25 protein-coding genes are annotated in these 26,608 nt (G+C 65.3%); 13 read left to right on the forward strand and 12 right to left on the reverse strand.

The window, feature by feature from the left end:
* Positions 1-171 precede the first annotated feature (171 nt).
* From QTI24_RS26730 to QTI24_RS26740, 3 genes are all read right to left on the reverse strand, one after another.
* On the reverse strand, positions 172-867 hold the full coding sequence (locus tag QTI24_RS26730) for a hypothetical protein (protein WP_286604494.1): 696 nt from the start codon (positions 865-867) through the stop codon (positions 172-174).
* A gap of 336 nt (positions 868-1,203) precedes the next feature.
* A complete protein-coding gene (locus QTI24_RS26735; protein ID WP_286604495.1) occupies positions 1,204-1,485 on the reverse strand; it encodes a hypothetical protein in 282 nt (93 codons plus the stop codon).
* A 61-nt stretch (positions 1,486-1,546) separates the two neighbouring features.
* Entirely contained in the window at positions 1,547-1,720 is a 174-nt protein-coding gene (locus QTI24_RS26740; protein ID WP_286604496.1) for a hypothetical protein, read from the reverse strand.
* A gap of 204 nt (positions 1,721-1,924) precedes the next feature.
* Between QTI24_RS26740 and QTI24_RS26745 the strand changes: the two genes are divergently transcribed.
* Both QTI24_RS26745 and QTI24_RS26750 read left to right on the forward strand, forming a co-directional pair.
* Entirely contained in the window at positions 1,925-2,590 is a 666-nt protein-coding gene (locus tag QTI24_RS26745) for an ion channel (protein WP_286604497.1), read from the forward strand.
* 233 nt (positions 2,591-2,823) lie between these two features.
* A complete protein-coding gene (locus QTI24_RS26750) occupies positions 2,824-3,210 on the forward strand; it encodes a nuclear transport factor 2 family protein (protein WP_286604498.1) in 387 nt (128 codons plus the stop codon).
* A gap of 502 nt (positions 3,211-3,712) precedes the next feature.
* Here the strand turns inward: QTI24_RS26750 and QTI24_RS26755 are convergent.
* Positions 3,713-4,756, reverse strand: a complete 1,044-nt coding sequence (locus QTI24_RS26755) for an ABC transporter substrate-binding protein (protein ID WP_286604500.1) — start codon at positions 4,754-4,756, stop codon at positions 3,713-3,715.
* A 1,172-nt stretch (positions 4,757-5,928) separates the two neighbouring features.
* On the opposite strand from QTI24_RS26755, the gene QTI24_RS26760 reads away from it, so the two are divergent.
* The 7 genes from QTI24_RS26760 (at position 5,929) to QTI24_RS26790 (ending at position 12,964) form a co-directional block, all read left to right on the forward strand.
* Positions 5,929-6,615 carry an alpha/beta hydrolase family protein gene (locus tag QTI24_RS26760; RefSeq protein ID WP_286604502.1) on the forward strand — a complete coding sequence of 229 codons (687 nt, stop codon included), beginning with the start codon at positions 5,929-5,931 and terminating at the stop codon, positions 6,613-6,615.
* Positions 6,616-6,894: 279 nt separating this feature from the next.
* Positions 6,895-8,016 (forward strand): alpha/beta fold hydrolase, encoded by a 1,122-nt coding sequence (locus QTI24_RS26765; RefSeq protein WP_286604503.1) that lies wholly within the window; start codon positions 6,895-6,897, stop codon positions 8,014-8,016.
* Between the two features lie 29 nt (positions 8,017-8,045).
* Entirely contained in the window at positions 8,046-9,065 is a 1,020-nt protein-coding gene (locus QTI24_RS26770) for an ABC transporter substrate-binding protein (protein ID WP_286604505.1), read from the forward strand.
* A gap of 53 nt (positions 9,066-9,118) precedes the next feature.
* Positions 9,119-9,739: an SCO family protein gene (locus QTI24_RS26775; protein ID WP_286604507.1), complete on the forward strand. Its 621-nt coding sequence runs from the start codon at positions 9,119-9,121 to the stop codon at positions 9,737-9,739.
* An 88-nt stretch (positions 9,740-9,827) separates the two neighbouring features.
* Positions 9,828-11,348: a HAMP domain-containing sensor histidine kinase gene (locus tag QTI24_RS26780; RefSeq protein WP_286604681.1), complete on the forward strand. Its 1,521-nt coding sequence runs from the start codon at positions 9,828-9,830 to the stop codon at positions 11,346-11,348.
* Positions 11,349-11,541: 193 nt separating this feature from the next.
* Positions 11,542-11,754 (forward strand): hypothetical protein, encoded by a 213-nt coding sequence (locus QTI24_RS26785; protein WP_286604509.1) that lies wholly within the window; start codon positions 11,542-11,544, stop codon positions 11,752-11,754.
* 103 nt (positions 11,755-11,857) lie between these two features.
* Positions 11,858-12,964 carry a hypothetical protein gene (locus QTI24_RS26790; RefSeq protein ID WP_286604511.1) on the forward strand — a complete coding sequence of 369 codons (1,107 nt, stop codon included), beginning with the start codon at positions 11,858-11,860 and terminating at the stop codon, positions 12,962-12,964.
* A gap of 85 nt (positions 12,965-13,049) precedes the next feature.
* On the opposite strand, the gene QTI24_RS26795 is transcribed toward QTI24_RS26790, so the two are convergent.
* A complete protein-coding gene (locus tag QTI24_RS26795) occupies positions 13,050-13,544 on the reverse strand; it encodes a hemerythrin domain-containing protein (protein WP_286604512.1) in 495 nt (164 codons plus the stop codon).
* A 203-nt stretch (positions 13,545-13,747) separates the two neighbouring features.
* Between QTI24_RS26795 and ligD the strand changes: the two genes are divergently transcribed.
* Positions 13,748-16,339, forward strand: a complete 2,592-nt coding sequence (gene ligD, locus QTI24_RS26800) for a DNA ligase D (RefSeq protein WP_286604514.1) — start codon at positions 13,748-13,750, stop codon at positions 16,337-16,339.
* 118 nt (positions 16,340-16,457) lie between these two features.
* Here the strand turns inward: ligD and QTI24_RS26805 are convergent, their stop codons facing one another.
* The 6 genes from QTI24_RS26805 to QTI24_RS26830 all read right to left on the reverse strand — a co-directional run bounded on the left by QTI24_RS26805 (position 16,458) and on the right by QTI24_RS26830 (position 22,596).
* Positions 16,458-16,835, reverse strand: coding sequence for a response regulator (locus QTI24_RS26805; protein ID WP_286604515.1), 378 nt, complete (start codon positions 16,833-16,835; stop codon positions 16,458-16,460).
* A gap of 394 nt (positions 16,836-17,229) precedes the next feature.
* Positions 17,230-18,264, reverse strand: a complete 1,035-nt coding sequence (locus QTI24_RS26810; protein WP_286604517.1) for an RNA methyltransferase — start codon at positions 18,262-18,264, stop codon at positions 17,230-17,232.
* A gap of 91 nt (positions 18,265-18,355) precedes the next feature.
* On the reverse strand, positions 18,356-19,963 hold the full coding sequence (locus QTI24_RS26815) for a GMC family oxidoreductase (protein ID WP_286604518.1): 1,608 nt from the start codon (positions 19,961-19,963) through the stop codon (positions 18,356-18,358).
* Positions 19,960-20,964 (reverse strand): ABC transporter substrate-binding protein, encoded by a 1,005-nt coding sequence (locus tag QTI24_RS26820; protein WP_286604519.1) that lies wholly within the window; start codon positions 20,962-20,964, stop codon positions 19,960-19,962. The genes QTI24_RS26815 and QTI24_RS26820 overlap by 4 nt, the downstream gene beginning before the upstream one ends.
* A 37-nt stretch (positions 20,965-21,001) precedes the next feature.
* Complete coding sequence (locus QTI24_RS26825) at positions 21,002-21,829, reverse strand: ABC transporter ATP-binding protein (RefSeq protein WP_286604521.1); 828 nt, start codon at positions 21,827-21,829, stop codon at positions 21,002-21,004.
* The gene (locus QTI24_RS26830) at positions 21,826-22,596 is read right to left on the reverse strand and encodes an ABC transporter permease (protein ID WP_286604523.1); all 771 of its coding nucleotides are present in this window, start codon (positions 22,594-22,596) and stop codon (positions 21,826-21,828) included. Before QTI24_RS26830 ends, QTI24_RS26825 begins: the two co-directional genes overlap by 4 nt.
* A 145-nt stretch (positions 22,597-22,741) precedes the next feature.
* Between QTI24_RS26830 and QTI24_RS26835 the strand changes: the two genes are divergently transcribed.
* Entirely contained in the window at positions 22,742-23,470 is a 729-nt protein-coding gene (locus tag QTI24_RS26835; protein ID WP_286604525.1) for a GntR family transcriptional regulator, read from the forward strand.
* A gap of 4 nt (positions 23,471-23,474) precedes the next feature.
* Positions 23,475-24,635 (forward strand): mandelate racemase/muconate lactonizing enzyme family protein, encoded by a 1,161-nt coding sequence (locus tag QTI24_RS26840; RefSeq protein ID WP_286604528.1) that lies wholly within the window; start codon positions 23,475-23,477, stop codon positions 24,633-24,635.
* Positions 24,636-24,696: 61 nt separating this feature from the next.
* Here QTI24_RS26840 and QTI24_RS26845 read toward each other — a convergent pair whose 3' ends face one another.
* Positions 24,697-25,839: a hypothetical protein gene (locus QTI24_RS26845; protein ID WP_286604531.1), complete on the reverse strand. Its 1,143-nt coding sequence runs from the start codon at positions 25,837-25,839 to the stop codon at positions 24,697-24,699.
* Between the two features lie 136 nt (positions 25,840-25,975).
* Here QTI24_RS26845 and QTI24_RS26850 point away from each other — a divergent pair, with 136 nt between their 5' ends.
* Entirely contained in the window at positions 25,976-26,533 is a 558-nt protein-coding gene (locus QTI24_RS26850; protein WP_286604532.1) for a hemerythrin domain-containing protein, read from the forward strand.
* Positions 26,534-26,608 lie beyond the last annotated feature (75 nt).

Raw genomic sequence — 26,608 nt, forward strand, 5'->3', positions numbered from 1 at the left:
ACTTGGCAAGGTCGTTGCCGATCTGGATGTAGGTGCCGGTCTTCGAAGCGGTGACGATCTTGTACTCCGCCCTCGGCGCAGCGGCTGCGGACGACAGGAAGATCATCCCCACCAGCACCGTCAGTAGGGTTGTGATTCGCATGCTGGCTCCAATGAAGAAAGTTTCGGACGTCACGGCTTCGGGCACATCGCCAGAGCGGCCAGTGCCTCGCTGCACCCCTCCTGCTTCGGCTCCGACACGCTCATCTCGGGTGCAGGGCCCGCCGCCATCTGCGGCGTCGCAGGCGAAACGGCCGGTGCTGCGGGCGCCGCCGGCTCACCCAGTCCGAGCGCGATGGCCACGTCCGAGGCGGTGTCTCGAAGCCGATCGCGGGTGTCGGCTTGTGGCGGCTGTGCGTCCGGCGCTCGCCGTTGCACTTGCCGATCGACCGCCCCCGCGGAACTCAGGACACCGGGCGAGAGGGCAGCGGAACGCAGGTCGCTGCCGACCAAAGCGCCTTGGACCTGCTGCTCCACGCTCGCCCTGAGCGTGTCGAGATCGAGGTTGCGGCCCAGCACGAGCGTCAGCAAGACCACCAGCGACACCACGCCGATCGCCAGGCGAAGCGCGATCACGGAGCTGCCTGCCCGGTGACCCGGTGCACTGCCTTCCAGCAATCGCCTGAGTCCGAAGGCGTCCGGGCGGTTGAGCGCCGAATCCGGCCTCGCTGCCTCATTGGCCGCGTTCGTCGGAGCGTAGAGCGCGAGCGCCGTGGCTTCGCCTGGCTGCACCGTGTCCGCGAAATCCACCTCGGCCGGCGCTGCACGCGCTGTGGATGGAGCGCGATTCGGGCCGCTGGCCGGCTGCGCCTCGCCCATGCCATTCATTTCCAACTGATCGCTTCCGCAAAAGCGACAGAACCGATCGTCCTCCTGCACCAGCTCCTGGCAATGCTTGCAGGGCAGAAAGCACGCCGTGTCCGAAAATTCGGCCAGGCTCACGGCAGCCTGGCGGTTACCTATGACGTTCCACATTGAACGGTGACCGCTTGCCCGCTGGCGACAGTCTTCGAACGAGCTCTCATGGCATTCCTCCCGAACTGCGGCCGCGAATCCCAGCCGAGTTCCAATGTAGTACCAAAGGAAACACGAAGCCAGCGCGCCGTGGCTCTTCGCTTGGCCTATGCCATATGGCGAGCGCGCGATCCAGGCCCACGCTCGCGACTAGAACGGATCACCCTGCAACAAGCTCGTCTTGCCGTTGAAGCTGAGTTCACAGCGGTCCTTGAAATCCAGGATCTTCGTTCTCCGGCCTTCCGCCAGATTCACCAGGTAGTACACCGCCTCCTCGTGCTTCAGCCAGGTGGTGGCGACGAGCTTCGGCGGACTCGATTCCAGGTCGATGGCGGCGTACCGCCCCGCCGAATGTCGGCTGAACCCGACCGGGATTTCGATGCCGGCTTCCCTGCAATAGGCCTCGATCTTCGCCTTGTATCGTTCGAACATCGCCGCTCCCAGTAGGTCGAGATGAGTCTGCGTTCAATGGCCACTGCGCCGTCGGGCCGCCTTACGAACGCTGCGGTTTCGGGCCGCCGAGCGGATCGGCCTCGTCGGATGCTTTCGCGGCGGAACCCTCCTCTTCCTCGAGCCCAGCGGCCCGGTTTTCGGCTTCGGTCGGAGCGACCACCGGCAGCGGAGCGATGTCAGGGTCGATGTCTGGCGGTCGTCGGGCAATGGGCATGGTGCTTCCCTCTTGAGAGCCCCGACCTTCGCTTGCGCCGCGCTCGACGTGTGTAGGCGCAAAACCGTCTCGCGAGAAAGCTTCGGCCGACCGTTCAGATTCCCAAGGAAAAACCGAAGCGGGCAGAGGCATCGCCCGAGGCCTCGTGCCCTCCGAGGCGGGAGGAACTCAGCGTCACGCGGAGGAACCGGCGACACTGCGGCCATGAATCAACCGGGCATGCTGGGCAACATACGCCGCCATCCGTCGGCGATGCTGTTGATCGTGCAGCTCCTCGGCATCGTTCTCTATCCCTTTGTCGAGTCGACGCGCGCCGGAGCCCCCGCGCTGGCCGTCTTCGGGATGGTCGTGCTGTACGCGACGATCCGCATGGTCCGGCGCACGCCATGGCTGACGTGGATCAGCGTCGGCCTGGCGATCCCGACCACCGCCCTGCTCGTGCTGCAGGCGATGGCCGATCGGCCCGAGCTGCTCGTGTGGTCCTCCGCCCTCGAGGCGGTGTTCTATTTCTATGCGACGGGCAGCTTGATCGCCTACATGCTGGCCGATCGGTATGCGACGCTCGACGAGCTGTTCGCCGTGGGCGCGACGTTCACGTTGCTGGCCTGGGCGTTCACTCACCTGTTCGTCGTGGTTCAGGCGCTCCAGCCCGGGAGTTTCCAGGCCGCAGTGAATCCGCAGCAGGCCAGGTCCTGGAGCGAGCTGATGTACCTGAGCTTCGCGCTGCTCTCGAGCACAGGGATCGGCGACGTCATCCCGGTCACGGTCCACGCCCGTGCCGTCGCGAGCCTCGCCATGTTCGCCGGCGTGATGTACCTGGCCATGGTCGTTTCCCGGCTGATCGGGCTCACGCTGCAGCCGCGTTCCTGAATGCTTGGCCGCCGAAGCCCGAGATCGGGACCTGGGCACCTGCCGGGTCCCCGTATGGCCCCTGCCGGTCATCGCTTGAATACACGCACTCGGCGCCACGAGACCCTCCTCGGCTCGCCACCCGCGGCGGTATCATTTCTGTGGGGAGCAACAGCCGCTTGGCAAACACAATGCGTGCGTGCCCCATGCGCCAACGGAGCATCAGCGCGCAGGCGCTGTAAAGGTGTCCGATCATGCAGACGGTGATTCCCGAGGTGACCCCGGAATTCCTTCAGTCGTTTGCCGACGCGTGGAATCGGCACGACATCGACGCACTCATGTCCTTCATGACCGAGGATTGCGTCTTCGAATCCTCCGCCGGGCCCGATGCCTGCGGACGCCGCGCCGTCGGCCGCGAGGCGGTGCGAGCGGCCTTCGCGCAAGTCTGGGCCGTCTTTCCCGATGCCCACTGGGCGAATGCGCGCCATTTCGTGCTCGGCGATCGCGCTGTCTCAGAATGGACGTTCACGGGGACGCCGGTGCATGGGACTCGCGTCGAAGTCCAGGGCTGCGACCTGTTCACGCTTCGGGACGGCAAGATCTTCCTGAAGAACTCCTATCGCAAGAATCGAACGCCCTAGCTGTGAATCGTCGAGAGGTTATTTCTTGACCTGTTGAGTCTGGTCAAGTAGGCGAGGCCTCAGTACCCTCTTGAGCTGACAGAGGTGCCGCGGCACCCTTGCGTCCACTGACATGGGTAGTGGACGCAGCATGGATACCCTGACCGAGAGAGAACACCCGAGGCAGCTGCCACGTGGCGTCCTGGGCGTGCGCAGCAATGGCAAGCGCATTTACGCCGATGAGTTCAAGGATGAACTGGTTCGACAATGTTTGATGCCCTGGGACTTCAGTGGCCGCCACCGGCATGACGCACAGGGTCAACGCGAACCTGTTGCGGCGTTGGATCGTTCTGCATGGTGCCCGCGGTCGCGCTGAGCAGGCGCCGGCGCTATTGCCGGTGATGCTGCAAGCACCGCCTCCTGAGAGGACGCCTGCGCCGCCGTGTGCGCCTTTGGAGCCGCCGATCCACGCGAGGGGCAATGGTCACCGAAGCGCGGAGGTCGGGAGGGTGCAAGTAGCGGCTCAGTCAACAACAGCGTCGGACCGCCGCAGCAAGGATTGCGGGATGGTGACCCCGAGATCGTTCGCCGTCTTGCGATTGATCACCAGCTCGAACAATGTCGGTTGCTCAATTGGCAGATCTCCGGCCTTTTCGCCATGGAGAATGCGCGCGATCTGCTTGGCCGACTGACGCCACATCCCGGGGATGTTCGGCCCGTATGACATGAGACCGCCGGCGTCTGGCACTTCTCGGAATGCGAACATCGACGGTAGCCGCCTCTCCGTGGCCAGCTTGGCGATGCGCGCGGCGAATGCGTAAGCAAGTTGATCGCTGAACATCATGAGCGCATCGGGGCGCTCAGCCGCGATGGAGTCGAAGACCGGCTCGAGATCGTCGACCTTGCGGAATTCGAACGGTACGAGTGTCACCCCAAGCACGCGGGCCGCGTCGCGCAACTCGCGCCAGTCGGCCTTGAACTCCGAGTACCCAGGATTCCAAAGGATCGCAATCCGCTTCGCCTGCGGGACCGCCTGAAGCAGGAGCTCACGACGTTTGCTTGCCAGCTGGGGCGTCAGCTTGGACATGCCCGTGATGTTGCCACCGGGGTGCTTGAAGCTCTTGACGATGCCCAACTCGACCAGGTCGTCATTGCAGGTCGGCACCACGATCGGGATCGTCTGCGTGGCGCGCCGCGCCGCGTCGAGCGGAGCGCCACAGACCCCCACCACGATTAAATCCACCGAGGACTTGACCAGCTCCTGCGTCAGCGGCTCGAACAGCTCTGGCCGCCCGGCGGTGAAGCGCAGATCGAGCGTGTAGTCTCGCCCTTCGACCATGCCTTGATCGCCCAAGCCGGCCAGCAGCGATTTCCAGACGGAGTACCTGCGCACCTGCGCCTCGTCGGAACCAATACCGACAGCTCCGATTCGGGGCAGTCGCGCGGGAGTCTGCGCTAGTGCATCGGCCGTGACGGCCACCGTGATCATCATCATCGGCACGAGGACGCCGGCGGCCCGTCGCAGCTTTGATCTGGTCCGGCGTTCGATGACGTCCGCATTGCCCATAAGGACTCCTCGCGATGCGAAGATGGCAAATGCTGCTCCTTCGGAAGTCGCCTGGCAAACTGTCACTTCAGCGAACACCAAGCCCCTGGCGGATCTCCGAAGCCGCGCCATGCACCCGGGCAGCCGCTTCGGAGAAGAGCCTACGCCCGGTCTGGGCCGGCCCGTTTGTTCGATCGCCCGCGTAGCCCTTCACCGCGTAGTCCTTCATCTGGTCGCATTTCCGCCACTGACCCCCGCCCCGGGCGCTGAGACGGCGCCTCCAGCGTCCTGCCCGGCATGTCAAAAGCCATGGCGAACTTTTGTTCTCAGCCTCAAAATCCACGACCCCATAAGCGGAGGGCGCGCGATGCGAAAGAGATTGCATGTGAGCTAGCCTGCGATGAGATCCAGGTTACAGCTGCTCCTCTGTGTTGCTGCTGCGACGGCGGGGCAAGACGTGGAAGCAGCGCGGCTGCAGCCGTCGGACCTCGAACTCACGACGGTTTACTGTGTCGGCGTCCTGAAGAATAGGCTCGCCATGCTTCGCGAGCATTCGCAACCGTCAAGAAGCGCAACTGATGCTCTCCGCAGGGACTTGAAGCGCCTTGGGAATTTCATAGACCCTCGTCTCGGCAATTTGGATTCCGCGCGTCTGGCGATCGCCCGGAGACGCGCCAATGATGACTTCATGAGTTGGCATGCCGACGTTGGGGCGTGCATGCATCGGTGCGCTGGTGAAGGGGAACGCCTGAGCCGCGAGAAGCGGGGTACCTGCTGGTCCGGGTGTTCCCATACTGGCGCTGCCTCGGAGCGCATGAAGATATGCAGCACCATCGATTGGCTGCCGCCATGAGTTCGGGTCCCGCAGCCCATCCGCCAGCGAAGCCATTTTCCGCGGGCGGACCCTCCGCGGACGGAACCGGCGGCCAGGCGTCTTTGTCGACCAATCTTTCACCTTCGGGAGTTGCGGCGTCCGACGATCGCGGCGGGTGGAGCCTCCCCAGCCTTCCACGCCTTTTGGCGATCCACTAGCGAAGGGCCCCCGATCATGCATCGATGGACAGACTGGGTGGGTATGTGCGCTGTCAAGCGACATCAGGAACTGACCCCCCCGCATTGACTCACCTGGACTGTTACCGGGTGACATTGCGCCGTGTGCGCACTCGACGAGTCCGACCAACAGCGGGCTGAAGATGAAGTTCCCGCAGTACAACGGGCGCGCCAGGATGAGGGCGCAGCACATGCTGATCACGGAGGGCCTCGGCGTTTCGCACTTGCTCGCGGTGGTCGGAATCTCGTCCGGCGGCTCGTACAGCATTCAGCTCGCGGTGAGCTATCCGGACTTCATGGACGGCATCGTGCCGATCTCCGGGGGCGGCTTCTGCGGCAAGACGGGGAGATTTCGCGGGTCACTCCGGAATTCGATCATCGAGTCCTGCGCGGGCTGGAACGAGGGCAACTACGACGAGAACCCGAAAGCCTGCGCAACGAGCTACATCTCCGTGCTGATCCCCTACTTTTACAGTCGCGATTGGTGGGAGCGGCACATTGACACGGCCGAGGCTCACCAGCGTTGGCGCGTGGCGATGGGCGCCTTCACCCTCGACGTCCAAGATACCCGCGACCTTTACTACTTGGAGCGATCGTACGAGAAGGGCTGGGTCACGGACACGCCGGGATTCAACGGGAGCATGCAGGCGGCGTTGGGTTCTATCAAGGCGAAGGCGCTCTTCATCCATTCGTTCCAGGACGAACTCGTCCCGCCGAAAAATATCGCCGACGAGGCGAAGCTGATTCCGAAGGCGTGCGACCTCGCTATCGATTCTGACGCCGACACACCATCTGGTACAACGCCGAACCACAGGCCACCGTGGCCGTAAGTCGCGCGATCAAGGCCTTCCTTTACGAGTTGACTGCGAACAAGACAGCCGCTCGCTGATTCGTTACCTCTCATAGCCATTCCGCGAGGCTTCATGCGCGAGGGCGCCGGATCGTGTGCGCCGACCGATGGAAGATTTGGCGCCAGACCACGAAGCGGCTCTCGGTTCGCCGCCGCCCTGGCATGTCGGATCACACTCGACATCGCCGGCCTGGAGGAGTAACTTCCCCCGATCGGTCTGCCACCAATCCCGTCCCGAACTTCAAAAAGGATGGAAGTGATGAAGGCGCTGTCGAAGCTGTGGCTGTGCTCAGCATTCGCCCTTGCCCTTGGTGTGGCGGGTCCAGCCTGTGCCCACTGGGAAGACCAACCTCCCCATCAGATGGCCCAGCTCGGGGATCTGAAGCTCGAGAGCGGCAGCGTGATTCCGAATCTGAAGATGAGCTACGTCACGCACGGCAAGCTCAATGCCGCGAAGGACAACGCGATCCTGTTCCTGCACGGATTCGGTGGAAACCATCACGGCATGGATCATCACATCGGGCCGGGGCGCGCCCTCGACACAGACAAATTCTTCATCATTTGCTCCGATGCCCTCGGGGCCACGCAAATCGGCTACGAGCATTCGACGAGTCCGACCAATAGCGGCTTGAAGATGGCGTTCCCACAATACAGCGGCCGCGACATGGTGAACGCACAGCACAAGCTTCTCACCGAGGGGTTGGGTATCTCGCACCTCCTTGCGGTGACAGGGATGTCGTCTGGCGCGCTATACAGCACTCAGCTCGCAGTGAGCTACCCCGAATTCGTGGACGGCATTGTCCCGATTGTCGGCAGCAGCTTCAGTACCAGCACGGGCCGCTTCCGTTGGCCGCTCATGGTCTCGATGCTTGAGTCCTGCGCCGGCTGGAACGGAGGCAACTATGACCAGAATCCTAAGGAGTGCGCAACACAAGCGCTGTCCGTCCAAACGCTCTACTTCTACAGCCCCGAGTGGTGGGACCAGCACCTCGACACTCCAGAGGCCTATCAGCGTTGGCGCGTGGCGTTCGGGGCTTACTACCTGGACGTTCAGGATGCCCGCGACCTCTACTACCTGTACAAATCCTTCTACGACTTCTGGCTCGGCGATACGCCGGGATTTGACGGCAACATAGAGGCAGCGTTGGCGTCGATCAAGGCAAAGGCGCTCTACATCTATGCGCCGAAAGATCAAATCTTCTCGCCGAAGAACATCCTCGCGGAAGTGGCGCTCATTCCGAAAGCACGCGCAGTCGAAATCGACTCGATCGCCGGTCATACCATTTGGTACGACGCCGACCCACAGGCCACCGTGGCCATAAGCCGCGCAATCAAAGGCTTCCTCGCGGAACTGACGGCGAGCAAGACCACCGGTCGCTGAATGGACCACACCGAACCGGGCCAAGCACCATGAGCACGATCACATCGCTGGGACTGAGTCGCCGAGAATTTCTTGAGGATGCGTCCGCCCTCGGGGCGGCCGGATTGCTGGGCTTCACCCACGGCCCAGCCGTCGCCGATGATGACTCGCCGCCCGAGACTCGCACGGTACGCTTCTGCCATTCGCCTTCGATCTGCATTGCGCCGCAGTACCTTGCCGGGGAACTGTTGCGAAACGAAGGGTTCAGCGATGTCCAATACCTCCCCCTTGGCACGCGCGCGGGCCCGGACGCGCTGGCCAGCGGCAAGGCGGACATCACGATGTGGTACACGACCGGCTTCCTGCCGGTGATGGATGCGGGAAAGGGTGTTGTGTTGCTGGCTGGAGTGCACCTGGGCTGCTGGGAGCTGTTCGGGCACGGCAACATGCGCAGTCTGAGCGACCTGAAGGGCAAGACCGTCGTCTGCGAGAAGTACTTGGGGGGCGACCAGATTCTTCTGACAAGCATGCTCTCGTATGCAGGCTTCCAGCCGAATGACGTGAAGTGGCTGGCGCGCCCAGGCGGCAGCGCAATGGATGCCTTCATCGACAAGCGTGCCGATGCATTCTTGGCTTTCCCTCCAGAGCCGCAGGAGTTGCGCGCTAGGAAGATTGGCCAAGTGCTGCTCGACACCAACGTTGATCGACCTTGGTCGCAGTACTACTGCTGCATGATCGGCGCGAACCGAGACTACGTTCAGCGCAACCCTGTGGCTACCAAGCACGTGCTGCGCGCAATCTTCAAGGCGGTCGAGTTGTGCAAGGCGCAGCCGCAACAGGCGGCCGGATACCTCCGCGACCATGGCTACGAAACGCGCTACGACATCGGGGTCCAGTCCCTAAAGAAGCTGAACTACGACTACCGCACGGTCAATCCCGAAGACACGTTGCGCTTTCACGCGCTGCGCCTGCGCGACGTCGGCCTCATCAAGTCAACTCCGCAAAAGCTCATTGCGGATGGTACGGATTGGCGGTTTCTGAACGAGCTGAAGCGGGAACTGAAGGCCTGAGCTTGAGGCATCGACTGGCGATGGCATGAGCCGCGCAGCAAGGAGCCGACGACATGAAGATTCAAACGATGCCAAGCCGTCGTCACCTCTTGAATGGTGCTATCGGCGTTTGGCTGGCGCCGGCGCCGCTACTTGCGAATGCGCTGACCATCAAGGCTGCGCCAGACGGCATCGAGCGCCTACCCGTGCTCGGGCCGGCACCGCACTTTGCGCTTGAGTCTGCGACGGGCACGCGCGTTACGCTCGCTGACCTACGCGGCAAGGTCCTGCTGGTCACCTTCGTGTTCACGACCTGCTCCACCAGTTGCCCCATTCTGGTGGCCAAGTTGGCCGAGCTCGGGCGAGCCATGGGCCGCGAGTTCGGCACTCGGTACGCGTTCGTGGCCATCACCGTGGACCCATTGACCGATACGCCGGCACGCCTGCGAACGTACGCGGCTTCGTTCGGCGCCGATACACCAGGCTGGTATTTCCTGACTGGAGCGCCAAAGGCCATCGACGACGCGGTTCGGGGCTTTGGGTCGTATGCGAAGGCAGCAGAAACTGGTGGCGTCGACCATTTGTTCCTGACTTCGCTGGTCGATCGCGCCGGCATGATGCGGGTGCAATACATGGGCACCAACTTCAACTCCAGAGAAATGCAGAGAGACCTGCAGATGCTGGCTAGCGAGTGAGATTCGCCAAGAGCGAACAAGCGCAGGCGAACAAGCAGAGGTTGACGCGCAAATGAATGCACCACTGCTTCGATGGCTGCCATTGGCCGTGGCTCGCGCGCCGGCCACCTTGCACACAAAGCTGCTGGTTGCGTTTCTCACCATGGTGGGGCTTCTGATCGCAGTCGGAGCGGTCAGCTTGGCCGAACTAGGTCGACTGAACCAGCGTGCCGAGGACTTCGTTCAGCTGCAGCGCAAGATTGCCGCATACCGGCAGATTGAGCAAAGCACCACTGCGCAGCTGTACAGCGTGGCCACTGCGATGTTGGCGCCGGACCCATCCACCCTTGACGCGACCCTGCGTCAACTCCACCAGTTCGGCTACGACCTGGACCGGCTGAGGTTCGTTGCGCAGGATGAAGTCGAGGTGCTGCAGCGCGTACGCCTCGCGTACGAGGGATTCACCGCCGCGGTGGGCGAAGTGATCGAACTGGTGAGGGCCGGCAAGGCGACTGAGGGGCGAATTGCGCAAGTCGAGCGCGTAGGGCCCCTCGCAGAACGACTCGAGCGCCTGACGAACGAACTCGTCAACAAGGCCGAGGCTGAAATGCTTGCGCGCATTGACGAAAGCCACGACGGTTACGCGGCCTCGCGGAGATGGGTCGTGGCGTTTGCCGTCGGAAGCATCGTTCTGGCACTGGGGCTCGGCTACGCGATCTCGCTATCCCTGATCGGCCCGCTGCGACAGATGGGCGGGCGCTTTGATCAAATCGCTGCTGGAGATTTCAAGAGCCAGGTAGTCGTCCCCAACCGCGACGAGCTGGGCGCTCTGGCCGGTAATCTCAATCACATGAGCGACGAGCTGGAACGCCTGTACCGGGAGATTCAGGAAAAGAGTAGGCAGATCGAGGCGGCGAACCGGCACAAGTCGGAATTCCTGGCCGCCATGTCCCATGAGCTTCGCACCCCGCTGAACGCGATCATCGGCTTCTCTGAGGTGCTCGCCGAGAAGATGGTGGGGGACGTCAACGACCGGCAACTCGACTATTTGCAAGACATCCACGGCTCGGGTCACCATCTTCTGACCTTGATCAACGACATCCTCGACCTGTCGAAGATCGAGGCGGGCCGAATGGAACTCGAACTATCAAGGTTCAACCTGCGCGAGGTGCTCGACGCGGCAGCCATGCTGATTCGCGAGCGCGCCGCTCGAAGCGGCTTGACGTTGGCGCTCGAAGCGGCAGGAGCACCGGAGGAATGGGTGGCCGATCAGCGCAAGATCAAGCAGGTGGTGATCAACCTGCTGTCGAATGCCGTCAAGTTCACGCCCATGGGCGGCAACGTGACCCTCCGCGCGCGGCACCTGAAAGGCTCAGACGGCAGTTCCGTCGAGATCGCGGTGATCGACAACGGCGTTGGCATCGCACTCGATGAGCAGGCCTTGGTATTTGAAGAGTTCCGCCAGGCATCGGGTGATCAGTTGGGCAAGTCCGAAGGTACAGGGCTGGGTCTGACGCTGGCGAAACGCTTCGTCGAACTGCATGGCGGAGCCATGCGCTTGACGAGTGCGCCAGGCAAGGGGTCGACATTTGCGTTCACCCTGCCCGAGCGCCCCGCGGAGGCTACTTGATCAATCGCGCGAACGCCCATGCGTTCTTTGCGATCGCACATGCGGGTTACCATCCCTGCCGGGTCTGATCCGGTTGGTGAGTTCGCACCCTCTTTGGCGCAGTTGCTGGCGGCGCTGAACAGGATTGGCGGCGTCGGATCAATTAATCAGGAGTTCTGTTCCAGTCACGGGCTGGCTTCGCCGAGGAGTCTGGATGAAAATCGTCGCAAGCGTCGAACTGATTGAATACGAAACCCAGGATGAAGGGCCGCCCGGGCAAAAAGGCCGACTGAACATCCAGCTTGCACCCGACCGCACGGCACGAGATCTCGACGACCTGACCCAATTGCTTGGCCAAGCACGCGCTGGTCAACAGCCCTCCACCTACGATGGGGATCTCATTGACGTGGTATGCATGGCGGGCTAGTTGGCGCATGACAATGACGCCAAAACATTGGGGACTTGCGTGTGTCGGTGCTCTCGCATCGGGTGCCCTGGTGCATGCCACCTTCCCTGCGAGGACTCAGCAGTTGGGTGCCCTCGCGCCTGCGATTGACGCGCTGAAGCAATACGCTCCGTGGTCTTACAAAGCGCACGGCGCGGCCCACCACCAGGCGCGATTGGCGCTTGCACAGCCAGGGGCCGATCGCGACAACCCGCTAGTTGGATTCACTCCTCTCGGGGGAATCGCCGGGCGCAACGCCCTGGATGAAATCTATTTCAAGGGAGTTCCGTCGACACCGCAGTCCGTCGATGCCGCTCGTTTGCTCTTAAGCAGAGGACGTCTGAGTGCCGATGAGATGCTTCCGATGATCCGGATACTTGGGCGTCTTCACGACCGTGACAACACGACGGGGGAAAACGGTGCCATCGCGCTCGAACTCAAGGCCCTGACCACCCACCCGGACAAGCAGGTCGCAGCCATGGCCGCCGTCAGCTATGCGCGGCTGGGGTACCAGCCCGGGACCGAGTCCGTTCTCAAGCGAGCGCTCGACAATGGCGTGTTGGCTCCGGAGTCCTACTACCACGAGTTGGCGCATCTCGTGGCGAGCGCACCGCTGGAAAAGCAGCAAGAGTACCTGGCGGAACTACGCGCCAATCCGCATCGCATCGCAACCGATGTGTTGACGGTCGCTCTCAACAGCAGGGAAGAATTCAATGCAGCATCGTTCCTCAAGGCGTCACCGGATATGGCGAGACTTCTGCGTGCCAATGAACCCGGCTTCGACTACGGCGCAGGCCAGTACGGCGCGGTGGATGTGATCCGGTATCGGGAATGGTTGCGCGCGAGCGCCGCCATTGAGAACGCGAAGACCGGACGCCCCCTGGACGAGATCATCATCGCCAAGTTGAGCGAGCGCGGCACCGACGCGCGCAAACTCGTGGCCTACCTGTCCTCGTCGGAGGCGATTCCACTCCTCGCGAACGCGGCACCGGATTCGCAGGTTCAACGCCTTGTCGAGGCCGCCCGGCGCTACTCCATGGAAAACCCGAACAACACCGACGTGGCCGACACGGTTGGACTCATCGAGTCGCGGATGAAATACCCGCCACGCGCAAGCGCATCAAGGCCCGGCTTCTCTCCACCCCCGGGACCATCCTCTGGGCCGTCTTCGGCGCCGCCGAAACTGAGGTAATTGCCCCCAGCTCCGGCAACTGCATGCCCGCGAAATCAACCCTGGCGCGAGCGCGGGGCCGCACCCGGCGGCCCGCCTCGCCTCCTCAGGCCATCGCTCCCGTCAGCTCTTCCATCAGCTCTTCCTTGCGCGCCGCGAGCTGTTCGCGCATGGCGACCAGGTCCAGACCCTTGGCCGCACGCGCCTTCACGAAGATCTCGTTGCGCTCTTCCTTCACGTGGTGATCGATGTACTCCCCAAGCACCTTGACCTTGGCGTCGAACATCTCGTCCGCGTCCGTCGAGCCTTCGAGCTGGGCGATCAGGTCCTTCGCGGTGCCGTGCTCGACCTCGGCCTCGTCGAGCAGGTCGGTCTCCTTGATCGCCTCGCGCAGCGCCGGATAGAAGATCTCCTCTTCAACTTGCGCATGGACCGAGAGCTCCATGCAGATCTCCTTGGCCAGCTCGCGCTTCTTCTGGGCTGCGCTGGCCGCGCGCGACTTGGCGAGGGTCTCGTAGTCGCCGAACATCTTCTTGACCTTGCGGTGATCGCCGTCGAGCAGGCTGCAGGCATCGGGGGTGGCGCGTTTGGTGGTGGGCATCGTGAACTCCTTGTCGTGGGATCGCGATGTTCAGGGGCGTCGCCAGCGATGCACGTAGGAGGTCAACGCATGAAGCACCGCCAGCTTTGACTACGCGTTGCGCTCCTCGAGCCGATCGAACGCGGGCCCGAACAGGCGCCGCCGCGCCCGCTGCGAGCCACGGGCCGCTCGACATCCAGGGTGGCGGCCCGTAAATTTCACGGATGGCCGCACGCGACACCCCGACAGACCCGCTGGAGAGGTACTGGTCCAAACGCGACTTCTCGGTCACGTCCGAGCCGCGCGGACAACGGCACGCCTCCCGGCCGAAGGCCCTTTCGTTCGTGATCCAGAAGCACGCCGCGAGCCGCCTGCACTACGACTTCCGCCTCGAGTTGGACGGGGTGCTGCTTTCGTGGGCAGTCCCCAAGGGACCGAGCTACGACCCGGCCGACAAGCGCATGGCCATCCACGTGGAAGACCATCCGCTGTCCTACGGATCGTTTGAAGGAACGATCCCGCCCAAACAGTACGGCGCGGGCACGGTCATCGTCTGGGACAACGGCACCTGGGAGCCTGTCGGCGATCCGCATGACGCGCTCCAGCAAGGCAAGCTCGTGTTCCGGCTGCATGGCCAGAAGATGGCCGGCCTCTGGGAGCTCGTGAAGATCGCCAGGGGCGGCGAAAAGCAGGAGCCCTGGATCCTGTTCAAGAAGCGCGACGAGTTCGCGCGGCCGAAGGCGGAGTACGACGTGGTCAGCGCCTTGCCCGACAGCGTGATCGCGAAGCCGCTGAAGAAGCCCCCGGAGAACGAAGACGGCCAGCGTCCCGCGGGGAAAGCCGCGGCGAAACAAACGGGTCGACGCAACGCGGCGGACGGGGACCAGGGCATACACGGCGCGGTGAAGGCGCCGCTGCCCGCCAAGATGAGCCCGCAACTCGCGACCCTCGCGACCGGCGTGCCCGCGGCCGGGCGGTGGCTCTTCGAGATCAAGTTCGACGGCTACAGGATCATGGCGCGGGTCCAGAACGGAAAGGCCAGCCTGATCACTCGCGGCGGCCACGACTGGTCCGCCAAGATGCCGGGCCTGGTGCGCGAGCTCGAACAGTTCGGGCTCGAATCGGCATGGCTGGACGGCGAGATCGTGGTGCTCGACGATCAAGGCCTGCCGAATTTCAATGCGCTGCAGAAGGCGTTCGACCGTCAGACGAACAGCGACCCGATCATCTACTTCTTGTTCGATGTTCCCTACTTCGAAGGCCACGACCTGCGGGAGGCGGCCCTCGAGTCCCGCCGGCAGCTGCTCAAGGCGCTCCTCGACGAAAAAGGGACCGAGCACGTGCGATACAGCGCGGCGTTCGAAGCCGATCCGGCCTCGGTGCTGAGCTCGGCCTGCCGCATGAACCTCGAGGGCGTGATCGCCAAGCGCGCGGATGCGCCCTACGCCTCCCGACGCACCGAGACATGGCTCAAGCTCAAATGCCAGCAGCGTCAAGAGTTCGTCATCGCCGGATACACGGACCGCACCGACGGCTCGCCCCAGATCGGCAGCCTTCTGCTGGGCGTGCACACCCCCCAGGGCGAGCTGGTGTCGGTGGGCAGCGTGGGCACCGGCTGGGATGCCGAGGAGGCGGCCGCGCTCAAGCGCAAGCTGTCGAAGATCGAGCTGGCGAAGTCGCCGTTTCCGGCGGGCGCGGCCCAGCCGGGGCGCTGGTCCAAGCGCGCGCCAGGCAGCGAGCGCTGGGTGGAGCCGCGCCTTGTGGCCGAGGTCGGCTTCGCGGAATGGACCCCCGACAACCAGATCCGCCATGCCTCCTTTGTGGCCCTGCGCACCGACAAGCCGCCTTCCGCCATCGTGCGCGAGACCGCCAGGCAGGTCGGCGCGGGGCCGGTCAAGACCGCGGGCCGCTCTGCCGTCGGCGGTATCCCGGTGAGCAACGCGAAGCGGATCATCGATCCCGGCTCGGGCCTCACCAAGCTCGAGCTGGTGCGCTACTACGAGTCCGTGGCCGACTGGATCCTCCCGCACCTCCAAGGCCGGCCTTGCTCGCTCGTGCGCGGCCCCGCGGGCATCCACGGCCAACTCTTCTTCCAGAAGCATGACGAGAAAATCAGCATTCCCGGCATTCAGGAACTGGACCCGGCGCTGTGGCCCGGCCACGGCGCGCTGCTCGAGGTGGGCACGGCGCAGGCCCTGGCCAGCGCAGCGCAGATGAACGTGATCGAGTTCCATACCTGGAACTCCACCGCCAAGAACATCGACAAGCCCGACCGCATGGTCTTCGACCTCGATCCCGGCGAGGGCACGTCGTGGCAGCACGTGCAGGAAGCGGCCGTCCTGGTCCGCGCCCTCCTGAACGAGCTCGGTCTCGAGGCCTGGCTCAAGACCAGCGGCGGAAAGGGCCTGCATGTCGTCGTCCCGCTGGCGCCGCGCTTCGACTACGAGACGGTCAAAGGCTTCTCGCAGGCCGTGGTGCAGCACCTGGCCAAGACCATCCCGGCGCGGTTCGTGGCGAAGAGCGGGCCCTCGAACCGCGTGGGCAAACTCTTCGTCGACTTCCTGCGCAACGGGCACGGCGCCACGACGGCTGCCGCGTTCTCGGCTCGCGCGCGGCCCGGGCTTGGCGTTTCGATGCCCATCGCATGGGACGATCTGGCGAAGCTCAAGAGCGGGGCCCAGTGGACGATTGCGACGGCGCGCGAACACCTGTCATTCCAGAGCTCGGACCCCTGGGCCGGCTACTGGAAGAAGAAGCAAACGCTCGGGGCGGCGATGAAGACCGTGGGCTACGCGCCCCCGAAGCGCGTGAAGTAGCCTGGCTCGCGATGCCAGGTCCGCCGACTCAGCGTCGGCCCCTTCCTTCACGGCAAGGAAGCCAATTCACCCAAGGGACATGAGATCGTCGTTTTGGAGCGCAGGCGCCTCGAAGGCATCAGGGGTGACGGGCTTCCATGCAGAACTCAAAGAACCGCTCGAGTTCACTCGCCTTGTCGAAGATGGCGTCGGCGCCAGCTGCCCTGCAAGCGGCCCGCATTGCGTCGGTGGCGTCGTTCGTCAGGACGGCGAGGCGCTGGCGCGGCTCCCGCCCCTCGCACCAGCGGATCACGCCCAGACCACTGCCGCGCTCCAGAAAGATGTCGACGACGGCAAGGTCCCACTGCCCCTTGTGCCGAGCCAGCCATTCGATTGCCTCGTCTTCCGATGCAGCCACAGCCATCACGTTCGCCGAGCTCAGGACTTCCAAAGCAGGAATCAGCTGCTCCCGGATATTGCAGTTGTCCTCCACGAGAAATACCGATAGCGCGAGCATGCGAGGCCTTCCTGGTCCAGAGTTTCGCCCACCGTAGAGCACTGCCTGCGCAGCGAGGTGAGCGCTCAGGAGTTGCCAAGGTAGGCGCCATTCGCCATCGGCCGCAGCGAGGCCGCGATGAAAAGTTGACGCCGCGACGTCCATCCGCCAAGGGTGCACTCTGAAGCCAGGGTCAGCTCTCGGCCCCAGTGGAAGTCCACGGCAAAAGCTGACAGTGGGCTCCGGGGCGCCGTTCGACGTGCAAGACGACCTCTCGGGCGGCGGACGGGAGGCTTCGGTCTGCGCGTGAACACCGAGGGCGCTGTGCCATGGCCTGGCGTGCGGACCGGCCAGTCACGAAGCAAGTGGGCGACTTCGAGGTGTGGATCGCCGCCGAGGCCGACTCGGCGGAAGGCTAGCGCCGGTCTTCGGCCCTTCGAAGCGGGATACGTACTTCAGCGGCGCGGGCCCTCAACTGGCCGCACCCACCATCGACATCCTGTCCGGCCGAGTAGCGCAGCTTCGTCAGAATGCCCCGCTCATGCAGCGTGCGCGCCATCTGTTTGCAGCGCTCCCACGACGGGCGACGGAATCCGACGCCCTCCACGGCGTTGAAAGGGATCAGGTTCAGCACACCGTACTTGCCGGAGAGCAGGCTGACGATGCCTTCGATCTCCTCCTGACCGTCGTTGACACCTTCCAGCAGCGTCCACTGGTACTGGATCGGGTAGCCGGTGGCCCGAGCGTAGCGTTCGCAGGCAGTGACCAGTGCCTCGGGCGTCAGGTTCGGCGCGCGCGGAAGAAGTCGTCTGCGCAAGTCGGCCCTGGTCGTGTGCAACGAGAGTGCCAACGCCGGTCTGACCCGTCCCTGCTGCAGTCTCTCGAACACGCGTGGATCGCCCACGGTGGAGAACACCAGGTTCTTGTGGCCGATGTTGCCCGCGGTGCCGAGCAGGTCGATCGCCTCCATGACGTTGTCCAGGTTGTGGGCCGGCTCACCCATGCCCATGAACACCACCTTGCGCACCGGACGGCGCATGCGCGCGAGGGCAACCTGGGCGATGATTTCGGCACTTCCCAATTGGCGCAGCAAGCCGTCGCGCCCCGTCATGCAGAACTGGCAACCGACGGCACACCCAATCTGCGACGAAACGCAAAGTCCGTCCCGAGGCAGCAAGACACTTTCGACGGTCTGACCGTCCGCCAATGCGACCAGCAGCCGCTCGGAACCATCGGCGCCGGGATGAACCGCGTGGATGCGCGCCAGTCCGGCCAGATCCGCTTCAATGCCCGGCAGGGCCTCCAGCAGGGACGATGGGAAAAAGCTCGCCGGCAGACGCTTGCCGCTGTCTCGGGGCAGCGCATGGGACCACAGCCGCAGGACCCGGTGCTCGTGCAAGGGACCCGCTCCGGCGTCCCGCAGTCGCCGCTTGAGTTCGAGGATTTGCATGCCACGGATTTTGCACCGCGGGCAGTGCGCATCCTGGGTGGGCGCGTGTGCGCGACGCGTGCGCCGAAGGTCGGCGACTGGCCGATGAAGGTCAAGCGCCGCTCAACAGAAGGTCGGCGCCCTTCTCCCCGATCAGGATCGCGGCCGCATTGGTGTTGGCCGAGGTCATGGTCGGCATCACCGATGCGTCGATAACGCGCAGTCCCTCCACGCCGCGCACGCGCAGCCTGGCATCGACGACCGAACGGGCGTCGCCGCCCATGCGGCAGGTGCCAACCGGATGGAACACCGTACCGCCCTTGGCGCGCGCGAACTGCGCGAGCTCCTCGTCGGTGCGCAGCGCGTTGCCCGGCAGGTGTTCGACGCCGGTCACCAGGTCGCGAAAGGCCGGTTGGGCGTAGATCTCGCGCAGGATCTTCAGGCCTTCCACCAACACGCGAATGTCCTGCGGCTCGGTGAGGTAGTTGGACACGATGCGCGGCGGCGCCAGCGGATCGGCCGAGCGCAACGACACCGTGCCTCGCGACTCTGGCCGGCACTGCGCCGCGGAGGCCGAAAAACCCGGGAAGCGGTGCAGCGCGTCGCCCGGCTTGTCGACCGACAGCGGCATCACGTTGAAGAGCACGTCGGCGCGCGGATCCTTGGCGACCGCCGTGCGAACCATGCCGCCGACCTGGCCCGCGCCGACCGTGAGTGGGCCGCGTTGGCCGAACAGCCATTGCGCGCCCATGCGGGCCAGCCCGAGCGGGCTGCGCACCTGGTCGTTGAGCGACATCCGCTCGCGCAGCTTGACGATCACACGCGCCTGGTAATGGTCCTGCAGGTTGGCGCCGACTTCCGGCGCGTCCGCCTGCACCGCGATGCCCTGCCGCCGCAGCGCCTCGGCCGGCCCGATGCCCGACAGCTGCAGCAGCTGCGGGCTCTGCAGCGCGCCGGCCGAGAGGATCACGTCGCCATCCGCCTCGGCACGGTGCAGCGCTCCGTCCTCGAGCCATTCCACGCCGGTCGCTCGGCCCCCTTCGAGAATCACGCGCGTCACATGCACGCCGGTGCGCACCTGCAGGTTCGGCCGCGCCATGGCGGGTGTCAGAAAGGCGCTGGCCGCATCGCACCGCCAGTGCCCGCGCAGCGTCAGCTGATACACGCCAAGGCCCTCGTCGCGGGCGCCGTTGAAATCATCACTGGCCGGAAGGCCCGCCTGTGCACCGGCCTCGAGCCAGGCCGCGCAATAGGGATGATCGTTGCGCAGGTCCGAGACGCCGAGCTCGCCGCCGCCGCCGTGGTATTCGCTTTCGCCACCCGCATAGCGCTCCGACTTCCTGAAAAACGGCAGCACCTCGCGGTAGCTCCAGCCCTCGGCGCCCGCACGTGCCCAGTCGTCGAAGTCCGCGTGCTGGCCGCGGATGTAGATCAGTCCGTTGATGGCGCTGGAGCCGCCCAGCACCCGCCCGCGCGGCCAGACGATGCCGCGGTTGCCGGTCTCGGGCTGGGGCTCGACGTCGAACTGCCACGAAAAGCGCGGATCGTAGATCGAGCGGAAGTAGCCCACCGGCAGGCGCAGCCAGAAATGACCGCCCGCACCGCCGGCCTCGAGCAGCAGCACGCGGCGTCCGGCGCCGCTGAGCCGGTTGGCCAGCACGCAACCGGCCGAGCCGGCGCCGACGATGATGTGGTCGAAGCCTGCGCGCGCAGCCGTCATGCCTTCACGAGGGCGGTGAACAGCGACGGATCGAAGTACTGCTGCGCTTTCAGCGCGTTCGGGATGTTGGCGGTCTGGACGAAGAAGTCCGTCACCTGCTGCAGCCATTGCGTGACCGTGCCGTCGGCGTACTTGGTGCGCCACTCGGCCGACGAGTAGTACTTGGAGGCCTTGAACTGCTCCTTGAACTCGGCCAGCGGCACTTCCTTGTACTGCGTCTTCTGCAGTTGCTCGGCGGCGACGTCGGGGCTGGACACGATCTGCTCGTTGGCCGGCAACCAGCCCGCGATGAGCTTGCCGAGCACCGCCTTGTTCTTCTCGTAGTAGTCGTTGCGCGCGGCCCACCCGCCGACGATGGCCGCCTGCGGGAAGAAGGCAGAGGCATCGACGATCTTGCTCGCCCCCGGCAGCTTCTGCCGTACCACCGAATCGAAGGGCGCCCACAGGGCCACCGCCGGCACGGCGCCGGAAATCAGCGAGGTCACGGCCTCGGACATGCGCTGATTGACCAGTTGCACGTCCTTGGCCGGGTCCAGCCCCGCGGAACGCAGCGCGCGATCGAGGAACACGTGGGCCGTGGTGCCGGTGGTGGTGGAGATCTGCTTGCCCTTGAGGTCGGCGAGGCTCTTGATGCCGGAATCGCCACGCACCCAGAGCTGGGCCGTCGCGTACTCGACGTCGTTGATCAGAAACACCTTGCCCTGCCCGCGGGCCGGGAAGTTGGACAGCACCGCGCCCGTGGCGAGCACGTCCAGGCTGCCGCCGATCATCGCCTGGAACAGCTCCAGCCCGGTCGTGAACAGAACGGGTTCCAGTTCCAGCCCCTGCTTCGCGAAGCTGCCCGACTGGATCCCCAGCCAGAGCTGACCGTCGACGGCCGGCGTATGCAGATAGCCGACCTTGACCTTGGTGCGCCACTGCGCAAGGGCCGGAAGACCGATGCCGAGGGCCGCGGTGGCGGCGACGGTGTGGCGAATGAAGCTTCTGCGCTGGATGGGCATGGGTGGGTCTCCTCTTGGGTTGAAAGCTGACGGTCGATCAATCGGCCACGCGCACCGTCTGGCGCGCCTGGGCCGCGTATTCCTGCATCACGAGCTCGCGGATCTGCGCGCGCAGGGCGCCGAAGCGCGGGTCCTCGTGCACGTCCTCCGCGCGCGGAAAGCCGAAGGGCACATCGATCACCGTGCGGATGCGCGCCGGTCGCGCCGTCACCACCACGATGCGCGAGGACAGGTAGATCGCCTCCTCGACCGAGTGCGTGATCAGCAGCACCGTCTTGCCTTCGGTCTGCAGGACTTCGAGCAGCAGGTCCTGCATCGCGCTTCGCGTCTGTGCGTCGAGCGCGCCGAAGGGCTCGTCCATCAACAGGAACTGGGGCCGCACCGCGTAGGCCCGCGCGATCGCCAACCGCTGGCGCATGCCGCCGGAGAGATGCTTGGGGAAATGGTCGGCAAAGTCCTTCAGGCCCATCAGCCCCATGTAGCGCTCGACGATGGCCTGGTGTTCCGGCTTCGGGACCTTGTTGCCTGCCAGCTTGAGGCCGAAGGCGATGTTCTGCCGCACCGTGAGCCAGGGGAAGACGCCGTACTCCTGGAAGATCACGCCGCGGTCCGGCCCGGGCCCAAGCACCGGCCGGCCGTCGAGCAGCACCTGCCCTGCGGTGGGCTGCACAAAGCCGCCGAGGATGTTCATCAGCGTCGTCTTGCCACATCCCGAGGGGCCGATGATCGAGACGAACTCGCCCTGGCGGATGTCGAACGACACGCCGTCGAGCACCCGCATCGGGCCCTGCGCGGTGGGGAAGTCCACCGACACATCGCGAAAGGAAACGCGCACCGGCGCGTCGGTCGTGCGGCCGCCGCTCATGCGATGCGGTCCTGCCAGGCCACCAGGCGGCGGCTCAGTGCGCGCAGCAGCAGGTCCATGACCAGCGCAACGAAGCCGATGCAGATGATGCCCACGTAGATGATGTCGAGCTGGAAGAAGGCCGAGGCGTTCTGGATCAACGCGCCCAACCCCTGCTGCGCGGCGATCAGTTCCGACGCCACCAGCGTGGCCCAGGCCACGCCCAGCGCCACGCGGATGGCGGTGAGGATATGCGGCACCGTCAGCGGCACGATCACCTTGGCGAAGATCTCGAAGTCGTTGGCCCCCAGGGTGCGTGCCACCCGCACGTAGATCGGGCTGATCTGCGCAATGCCTTCGTACATCACGATCACGCCGGCGAAGAACGAGGCGTAGAACAGGATCATGGTCTTGGCCGCCTCGCCGATTCCGAAGTACACGATCACCAGCGGGATCAGCGCGATGGGCGGCAAGGCGCGGAAGAAGTTGATCACCGGGTCCACGAAGGTGCGCAAGCTCTTGTACCAGCCCAGGCAGAAGCCCACCGGCACGGCCAGGAGCGTCCCCAGCGTGACGCCGATGAACACCCGCTGCGTGGACATCCACACGTCGAGCGGCAAGCGATCGCCCGCCAGCTCAATGAACTTGGCCGCCACCTGGTGCGGCGCCGGCACCAGCGCCGGATTCACCAGTCCGCTGGCACGCACCGCGTACCACACCAGCAAGAGCGCCAGCCAGGGCGCGAGGATCAGGGCAGCACGCCGGGGCGCCGAAAACGATGGCGACAAAACGGGTCTCCATGAAGCATGGCCAGCGGCCGTGTTGTTGTGCTCGATCAGTCAGGTCATACTATAGACCAGACCTTTAGCTGATCACAGCGACCGACCCGCCAGTCTTCGACTTTTTCCGCATAAGCTTCTGCCCCTGTTTCTCATGTCCGTCGCGCACTTTTCCGACAGCCCGATCCCCCGCTACCTGCAGGTCGCCGGCGTGCTGCGCCAACGCATCGCGCGCGGCCTGTGGCCCCAGGGACATCGACTGCCCTCGCTGGAAGCGCTCGGCGCGGAGTTCGGCGTGGCACGCGTCACCATGCGCCAGGCCATCGACCTGCTCGCGCGCGATCACCTGGTGTCGCCGCAGCAGGGCCGCGGCACCTTCGTGACCGGGCGCCCCGCCAACGAACGCTGGCTCAACGTGGTCACCACACTCGACGAGCTGGCTCGCGTGTACCGCGACACCGAGCCGCAGATCGTCAACATCGACGAATCGACCACCGCACCGGCGCTGCGTCCCGATGAAGGCACGCCGGCCGAGCGCTACGTGTTTATGCGCCGCGTGCACTCGCGCGATGGACAGCCGTACTGCGTGATCAACATCCACCTGGACGAGCGCATCTTCCGCCGCAGCCCCAGGCGCTTTCGCGACGAGACGGTGATCCCGCTGCTGACCTCGATGAAAAGCGTGACCATCGCGCACGCGCACCAGGTGCTGACCATCGGGACCGCCGACCTGGAGGTGGCCCACCTGCTCGGTGTTCCCGTCAACGCGCCCGTCGCCGAGGTGCGCCGCGTGTTCCGAGACGAGTCCGGCCGCGTGATCTACTTTGCCGAAGTGACCTACCGTGGCGATGCGATCCACGTCGAGATGAACCTCAAAGCATGACCCCATGACCGACGACGCCACACTGCCCTCCTCTTCGATCACCCTGGCCCGACTCGAAGCCCTGGTGTTCCGCTATCCCGTGAAGACGCCGGTGCGCACCTCCTTCGGCGTGATGCACGACCGACCGGCCGTGTTCGTGCGCGCCGAGGATGCGGATGGCGCCGTCGGCTGGGGCGAGATCTGGTGCAACTTCCCCGCCTGCGGCGCGGAGCACCGCGCGCGCCTGCTCGAGACGGTGATGGCACCGCTCCTGCTGGACCAGCCGTTCGCGGGCCCGGCAGACGCCTGGGCCACGCTCACCGAGCGCACGGCGGTGCTGGCCATCCAGTCGGGCGAGCAGGGGCCGATCGCGCAAACGATCGCGGGCATCGACCTGGCCCTGTGGGACCTGAGCGCGCGTCGCGCCGGCCAGCCGCTGTGGCGCCACCTGGGCGGCACACGCGGCAGCGTTCCGGTCTACGCGAGCGGCATCAATCCCGACCAGCCGGAGCGCATGGCGCTGCGCCGGCGCGACGAAGGCTACCGAGCCTTCAAGCTCAAGGTCGGCTTCGGGCAGGAGCGCGACCTCGCCAACCTCGACGCGATGAGGCGCGCGCTGGGGGACGACACCGAGCTGATGGTGGACGCCAACCAAAGCTGGTCATTGGCCGAGGCGCAACGCATGGCACCGCTGCTCGCACCCTACGCCCTGCGCTGGCTCGAAGAACCGCTGCGTGCCGATCGCCCGTGGACAGACTGGCAGGCGTTGCAGGCCTCCACGCAGATTCCCCTGGCCGCCGGAGAAAACATCGCGGGTGGCGAAGCCTTCGATGCCGCGCTGCACGCCGGCGTGCTGTCCGTGCTCCAGCCCGACGCGGCCAAGTGGGGCGGGATCTCGGGCTGCTGGCCCGTCATCCGCCGCGCCCAGGCGGCCGGTTTGCGCTACTGCCCCCACTACCTGGGCGCGGGTGTGGGCCTGCTGGCCTCGGCGCACCTGCTGGCAGCAGCGGGCGGCGACGGCCTGCTCGAAGTGGACGCCAACGACAACCCGTTGCGCACCGCCGTCGCGCCCGCCCTCCAACGCCTGGGCAACGACGGGTGCGTGAGCCTGGGCGATGCGTCGGGCATCGGCGTCGAGCCGGATCCGCATCGGATCGCCGAGGTCATCCGCGCCGCATCCGCGTGAGTCAGCAGCCCGCAAGCGCGGCGGCCGACCGGCCCGTTTTCAGTCCAGCCTGCGCTGCGCCCTACGCGAGTTCGCGGCGCTGCAGCCTTGGGGCGGCGACCTTGCAATTCTCGATCTCGAGAGCGAAGCGCAGGCGCGAGCCGTCGACAGTCAGCTGCAGTTTGAGCCGCGCCGTGATCGCGCTGCACCCGAGCTGGAAGCTTGCCCACGTCGCCATCGCGTCACGTGCCGACATCGACGGCATCTCCACGGTCAAACCCTCGCCCAGCGCCTCCGAACGAAGCACGAGCGCATTGCGCCCGTCGCGGCGTCCCTCCATGTGCGCTTGCAGCCCCGGCACGGCGAAAGGGGCGTCGCCGAGCTGCACCTCGCCCGAAAGCGCCGTACGGCCCAGCAACAGGCGCGCCTGCTCGGTCAATCCCTGGCTCGCGCCGCCGCTCTGGCGGAGCATCGCCTCGGCAAATTCCTGCAGGCGCAGCTTGCCGCGCTCGGAAACCCACGGGCCCAGCAACGCCCCGCGCCGCTCGAACTCGACGCCCCCGAGCGGCGCCGAGGGGAACTGATACACGTAGCTGCGCCCATTCGGCGCATCGACATAGATGCCCATCCGGCTCACGCCCATGCGCGAGTCCGGACCCACGTGCTCCACGGTGGCGTCGTTGAAATCGATCTGCCCCTGCCGTATCGGCACCGTGACCTCGGCGTCGAACAGCAGGTGCGCGTCCGTGATCTGCCCGCGGATCGTGCCATCGGCCTGCGCCAATGGGCCCAGCGACGGCACATCCGGCACCGCGTGCGGCGCAGCGCGGCCGGCGGAAAATGCCACGCCGCCCGCCACGGGCAACGCGTCGCGTACCTTCTGAACTTCTACCGGCATCACCAAGGGTCCGGACAGCTTCACTCCCGAGAGCTCGGCCTCGATCGCCTCGACCGAAGAAAGATGCAGCCCACCAGCCTCCGCCCGTACCTGCCCGGCCCCTCCACGCACGACCATGCGGCCGATCTCCAGGACCAGCGCCCCGCAGGAAATCCGGAGCGCCGTCGCCTCGAAGTTCCGGATCCCGACCTTGACGTCGCCGTCCTGTCCGGGTTCCCAGGTGACGCCTTCGAGCGAGCAGCGATTGCGCACGGCGGCTTCGGACGATGGCCCCAGGCTCATGCCGAGCACGAGTTCGATGATCGAGGACGCGAGCCGGACGGTCATGAGGCCACATTAGCAGACATCTCGCACCGCCCTGGAAGCGATCGTCCGACCTCGGTTCCCTGATCTAGCTCAAAGAATCGCCTCTCATCCGGGCCTAGACTGGTCATCTCCTTCATCGGCTCTCGGAGGTTTCGATATGGCGGAATGGGTCGCGCAATGGCATGCCGAGCATGTCCGTTTCTCTCAGCTGCTGGACTTCCTGGATGCGCAGGTCGCTGAACTTCACGAAGGCGAAGACCCGGATCTGGGCGCCATGTGCGACGTCGTGTCCTATCTCAGCGAGTTTGGCGACCGCTTTCACCATCCGCGCGAGGACGTCGCGTTTGCTCGCATGGTGGCGCGCGATCCGGCGCTGCGCCTGCCGGTCAACCGCTTGCTGCAGGAACACCGCGCGATCGCTTTCGCGGGCGAGCAACTCGTCGCGCTGCTGAGCGAGGCCATGGCCGAAGGCGTGGTCCTGCGTTCATCGATCGAAGCGTCGGCGGCCCTGTACCTGACCTACTACCGTCACCATCTCGCCACCGAGGAGCGGCAGATCGTCCCGATGGCCGCGCGCCTTCTCACCCCGCAGGACTGGGACGCCGTGGCGAGGTCGAATCCGTCGGGGTCGGACCCGGTGGCCGCGGCGGCGTGCAACGACGCGTACCGGGCGTTGCGCGAGCGGATGGCGACTCGGGCCACGACGACGCCGTGAGGAGCGGCCGCCCGATGGTAGCCATCGGCGGCCGAGCGAGGAAGCAGTCGAAGCGCCGCAACTCAGCGCTGCGAG

Source organism: Variovorax sp. J22P240, from assembly GCF_030316855.1.
In the GTDB taxonomy this organism is placed as follows: Bacteria; Pseudomonadota; Gammaproteobacteria; order Burkholderiales; family Burkholderiaceae_C; genus Variovorax.

Bases quoted from the DNA above. Each gene is read 5' to 3' on its own strand.
- QTI24_RS26820 (WP_286604519.1), bottom strand. From the start codon at position 20,964: ATGCCCATCCAGCGCAGAAGCTTCATTCGCCACACCGTCGCCGCCACC.
- QTI24_RS26815 (WP_286604518.1), bottom strand. From the start codon at position 19,963: ATGACGGCTGCGCGCGCAGGCTTCGACCACATCATCGTCGGCGCCGGC.
- QTI24_RS26805 (WP_286604515.1), bottom strand. From the start codon at position 16,835: ATGCTCGCGCTATCGGTATTTCTCGTGGAGGACAACTGCAATATCCGG.
- ligD (WP_286604514.1), top strand. From the start codon at position 13,748: ATGGCCGCACGCGACACCCCGACAGACCCGCTGGAGAGGTACTGGTCC.
- QTI24_RS26740 (WP_286604496.1), bottom strand. From the start codon at position 1,720: ATGCCCATTGCCCGACGACCGCCAGACATCGACCCTGACATCGCTCCG.
- QTI24_RS26730 (WP_286604494.1), bottom strand. From the start codon at position 867: ATGAATGGCATGGGCGAGGCGCAGCCGGCCAGCGGCCCGAATCGCGCT.
- QTI24_RS26770 (WP_286604505.1), top strand. From the start codon at position 8,046: ATGAGCACGATCACATCGCTGGGACTGAGTCGCCGAGAATTTCTTGAG.
- QTI24_RS26760 (WP_286604502.1), top strand. From the start codon at position 5,929: ATGAAGTTCCCGCAGTACAACGGGCGCGCCAGGATGAGGGCGCAGCAC.
- QTI24_RS26845 (WP_286604531.1), bottom strand. From the start codon at position 25,839: ATGACCGTCCGGCTCGCGTCCTCGATCATCGAACTCGTGCTCGGCATG.
- QTI24_RS26755 (WP_286604500.1), bottom strand. From the start codon at position 4,756: ATGGGCAATGCGGACGTCATCGAACGCCGGACCAGATCAAAGCTGCGA.
- QTI24_RS26825 (WP_286604521.1), bottom strand. From the start codon at position 21,829: ATGAGCGGCGGCCGCACGACCGACGCGCCGGTGCGCGTTTCCTTTCGC.
- QTI24_RS26835 (WP_286604525.1), top strand. From the start codon at position 22,742: ATGTCCGTCGCGCACTTTTCCGACAGCCCGATCCCCCGCTACCTGCAG.
- QTI24_RS26750 (WP_286604498.1), top strand. From the start codon at position 2,824: ATGCAGACGGTGATTCCCGAGGTGACCCCGGAATTCCTTCAGTCGTTT.
- QTI24_RS26765 (WP_286604503.1), top strand. From the start codon at position 6,895: ATGAAGGCGCTGTCGAAGCTGTGGCTGTGCTCAGCATTCGCCCTTGCC.
- QTI24_RS26745 (WP_286604497.1), top strand. From the start codon at position 1,925: ATGAATCAACCGGGCATGCTGGGCAACATACGCCGCCATCCGTCGGCG.
- QTI24_RS26850 (WP_286604532.1), top strand. From the start codon at position 25,976: ATGGCGGAATGGGTCGCGCAATGGCATGCCGAGCATGTCCGTTTCTCT.
- QTI24_RS26785 (WP_286604509.1), top strand. From the start codon at position 11,542: ATGAAAATCGTCGCAAGCGTCGAACTGATTGAATACGAAACCCAGGAT.
- QTI24_RS26775 (WP_286604507.1), top strand. From the start codon at position 9,119: ATGAAGATTCAAACGATGCCAAGCCGTCGTCACCTCTTGAATGGTGCT.
- QTI24_RS26810 (WP_286604517.1), bottom strand. From the start codon at position 18,264: ATGCAAATCCTCGAACTCAAGCGGCGACTGCGGGACGCCGGAGCGGGT.
- QTI24_RS26840 (WP_286604528.1), top strand. From the start codon at position 23,475: ATGACCGACGACGCCACACTGCCCTCCTCTTCGATCACCCTGGCCCGA.
- QTI24_RS26735 (WP_286604495.1), bottom strand. From the start codon at position 1,485: ATGTTCGAACGATACAAGGCGAAGATCGAGGCCTATTGCAGGGAAGCC.
- QTI24_RS26795 (WP_286604512.1), bottom strand. From the start codon at position 13,544: ATGCCCACCACCAAACGCGCCACCCCCGATGCCTGCAGCCTGCTCGAC.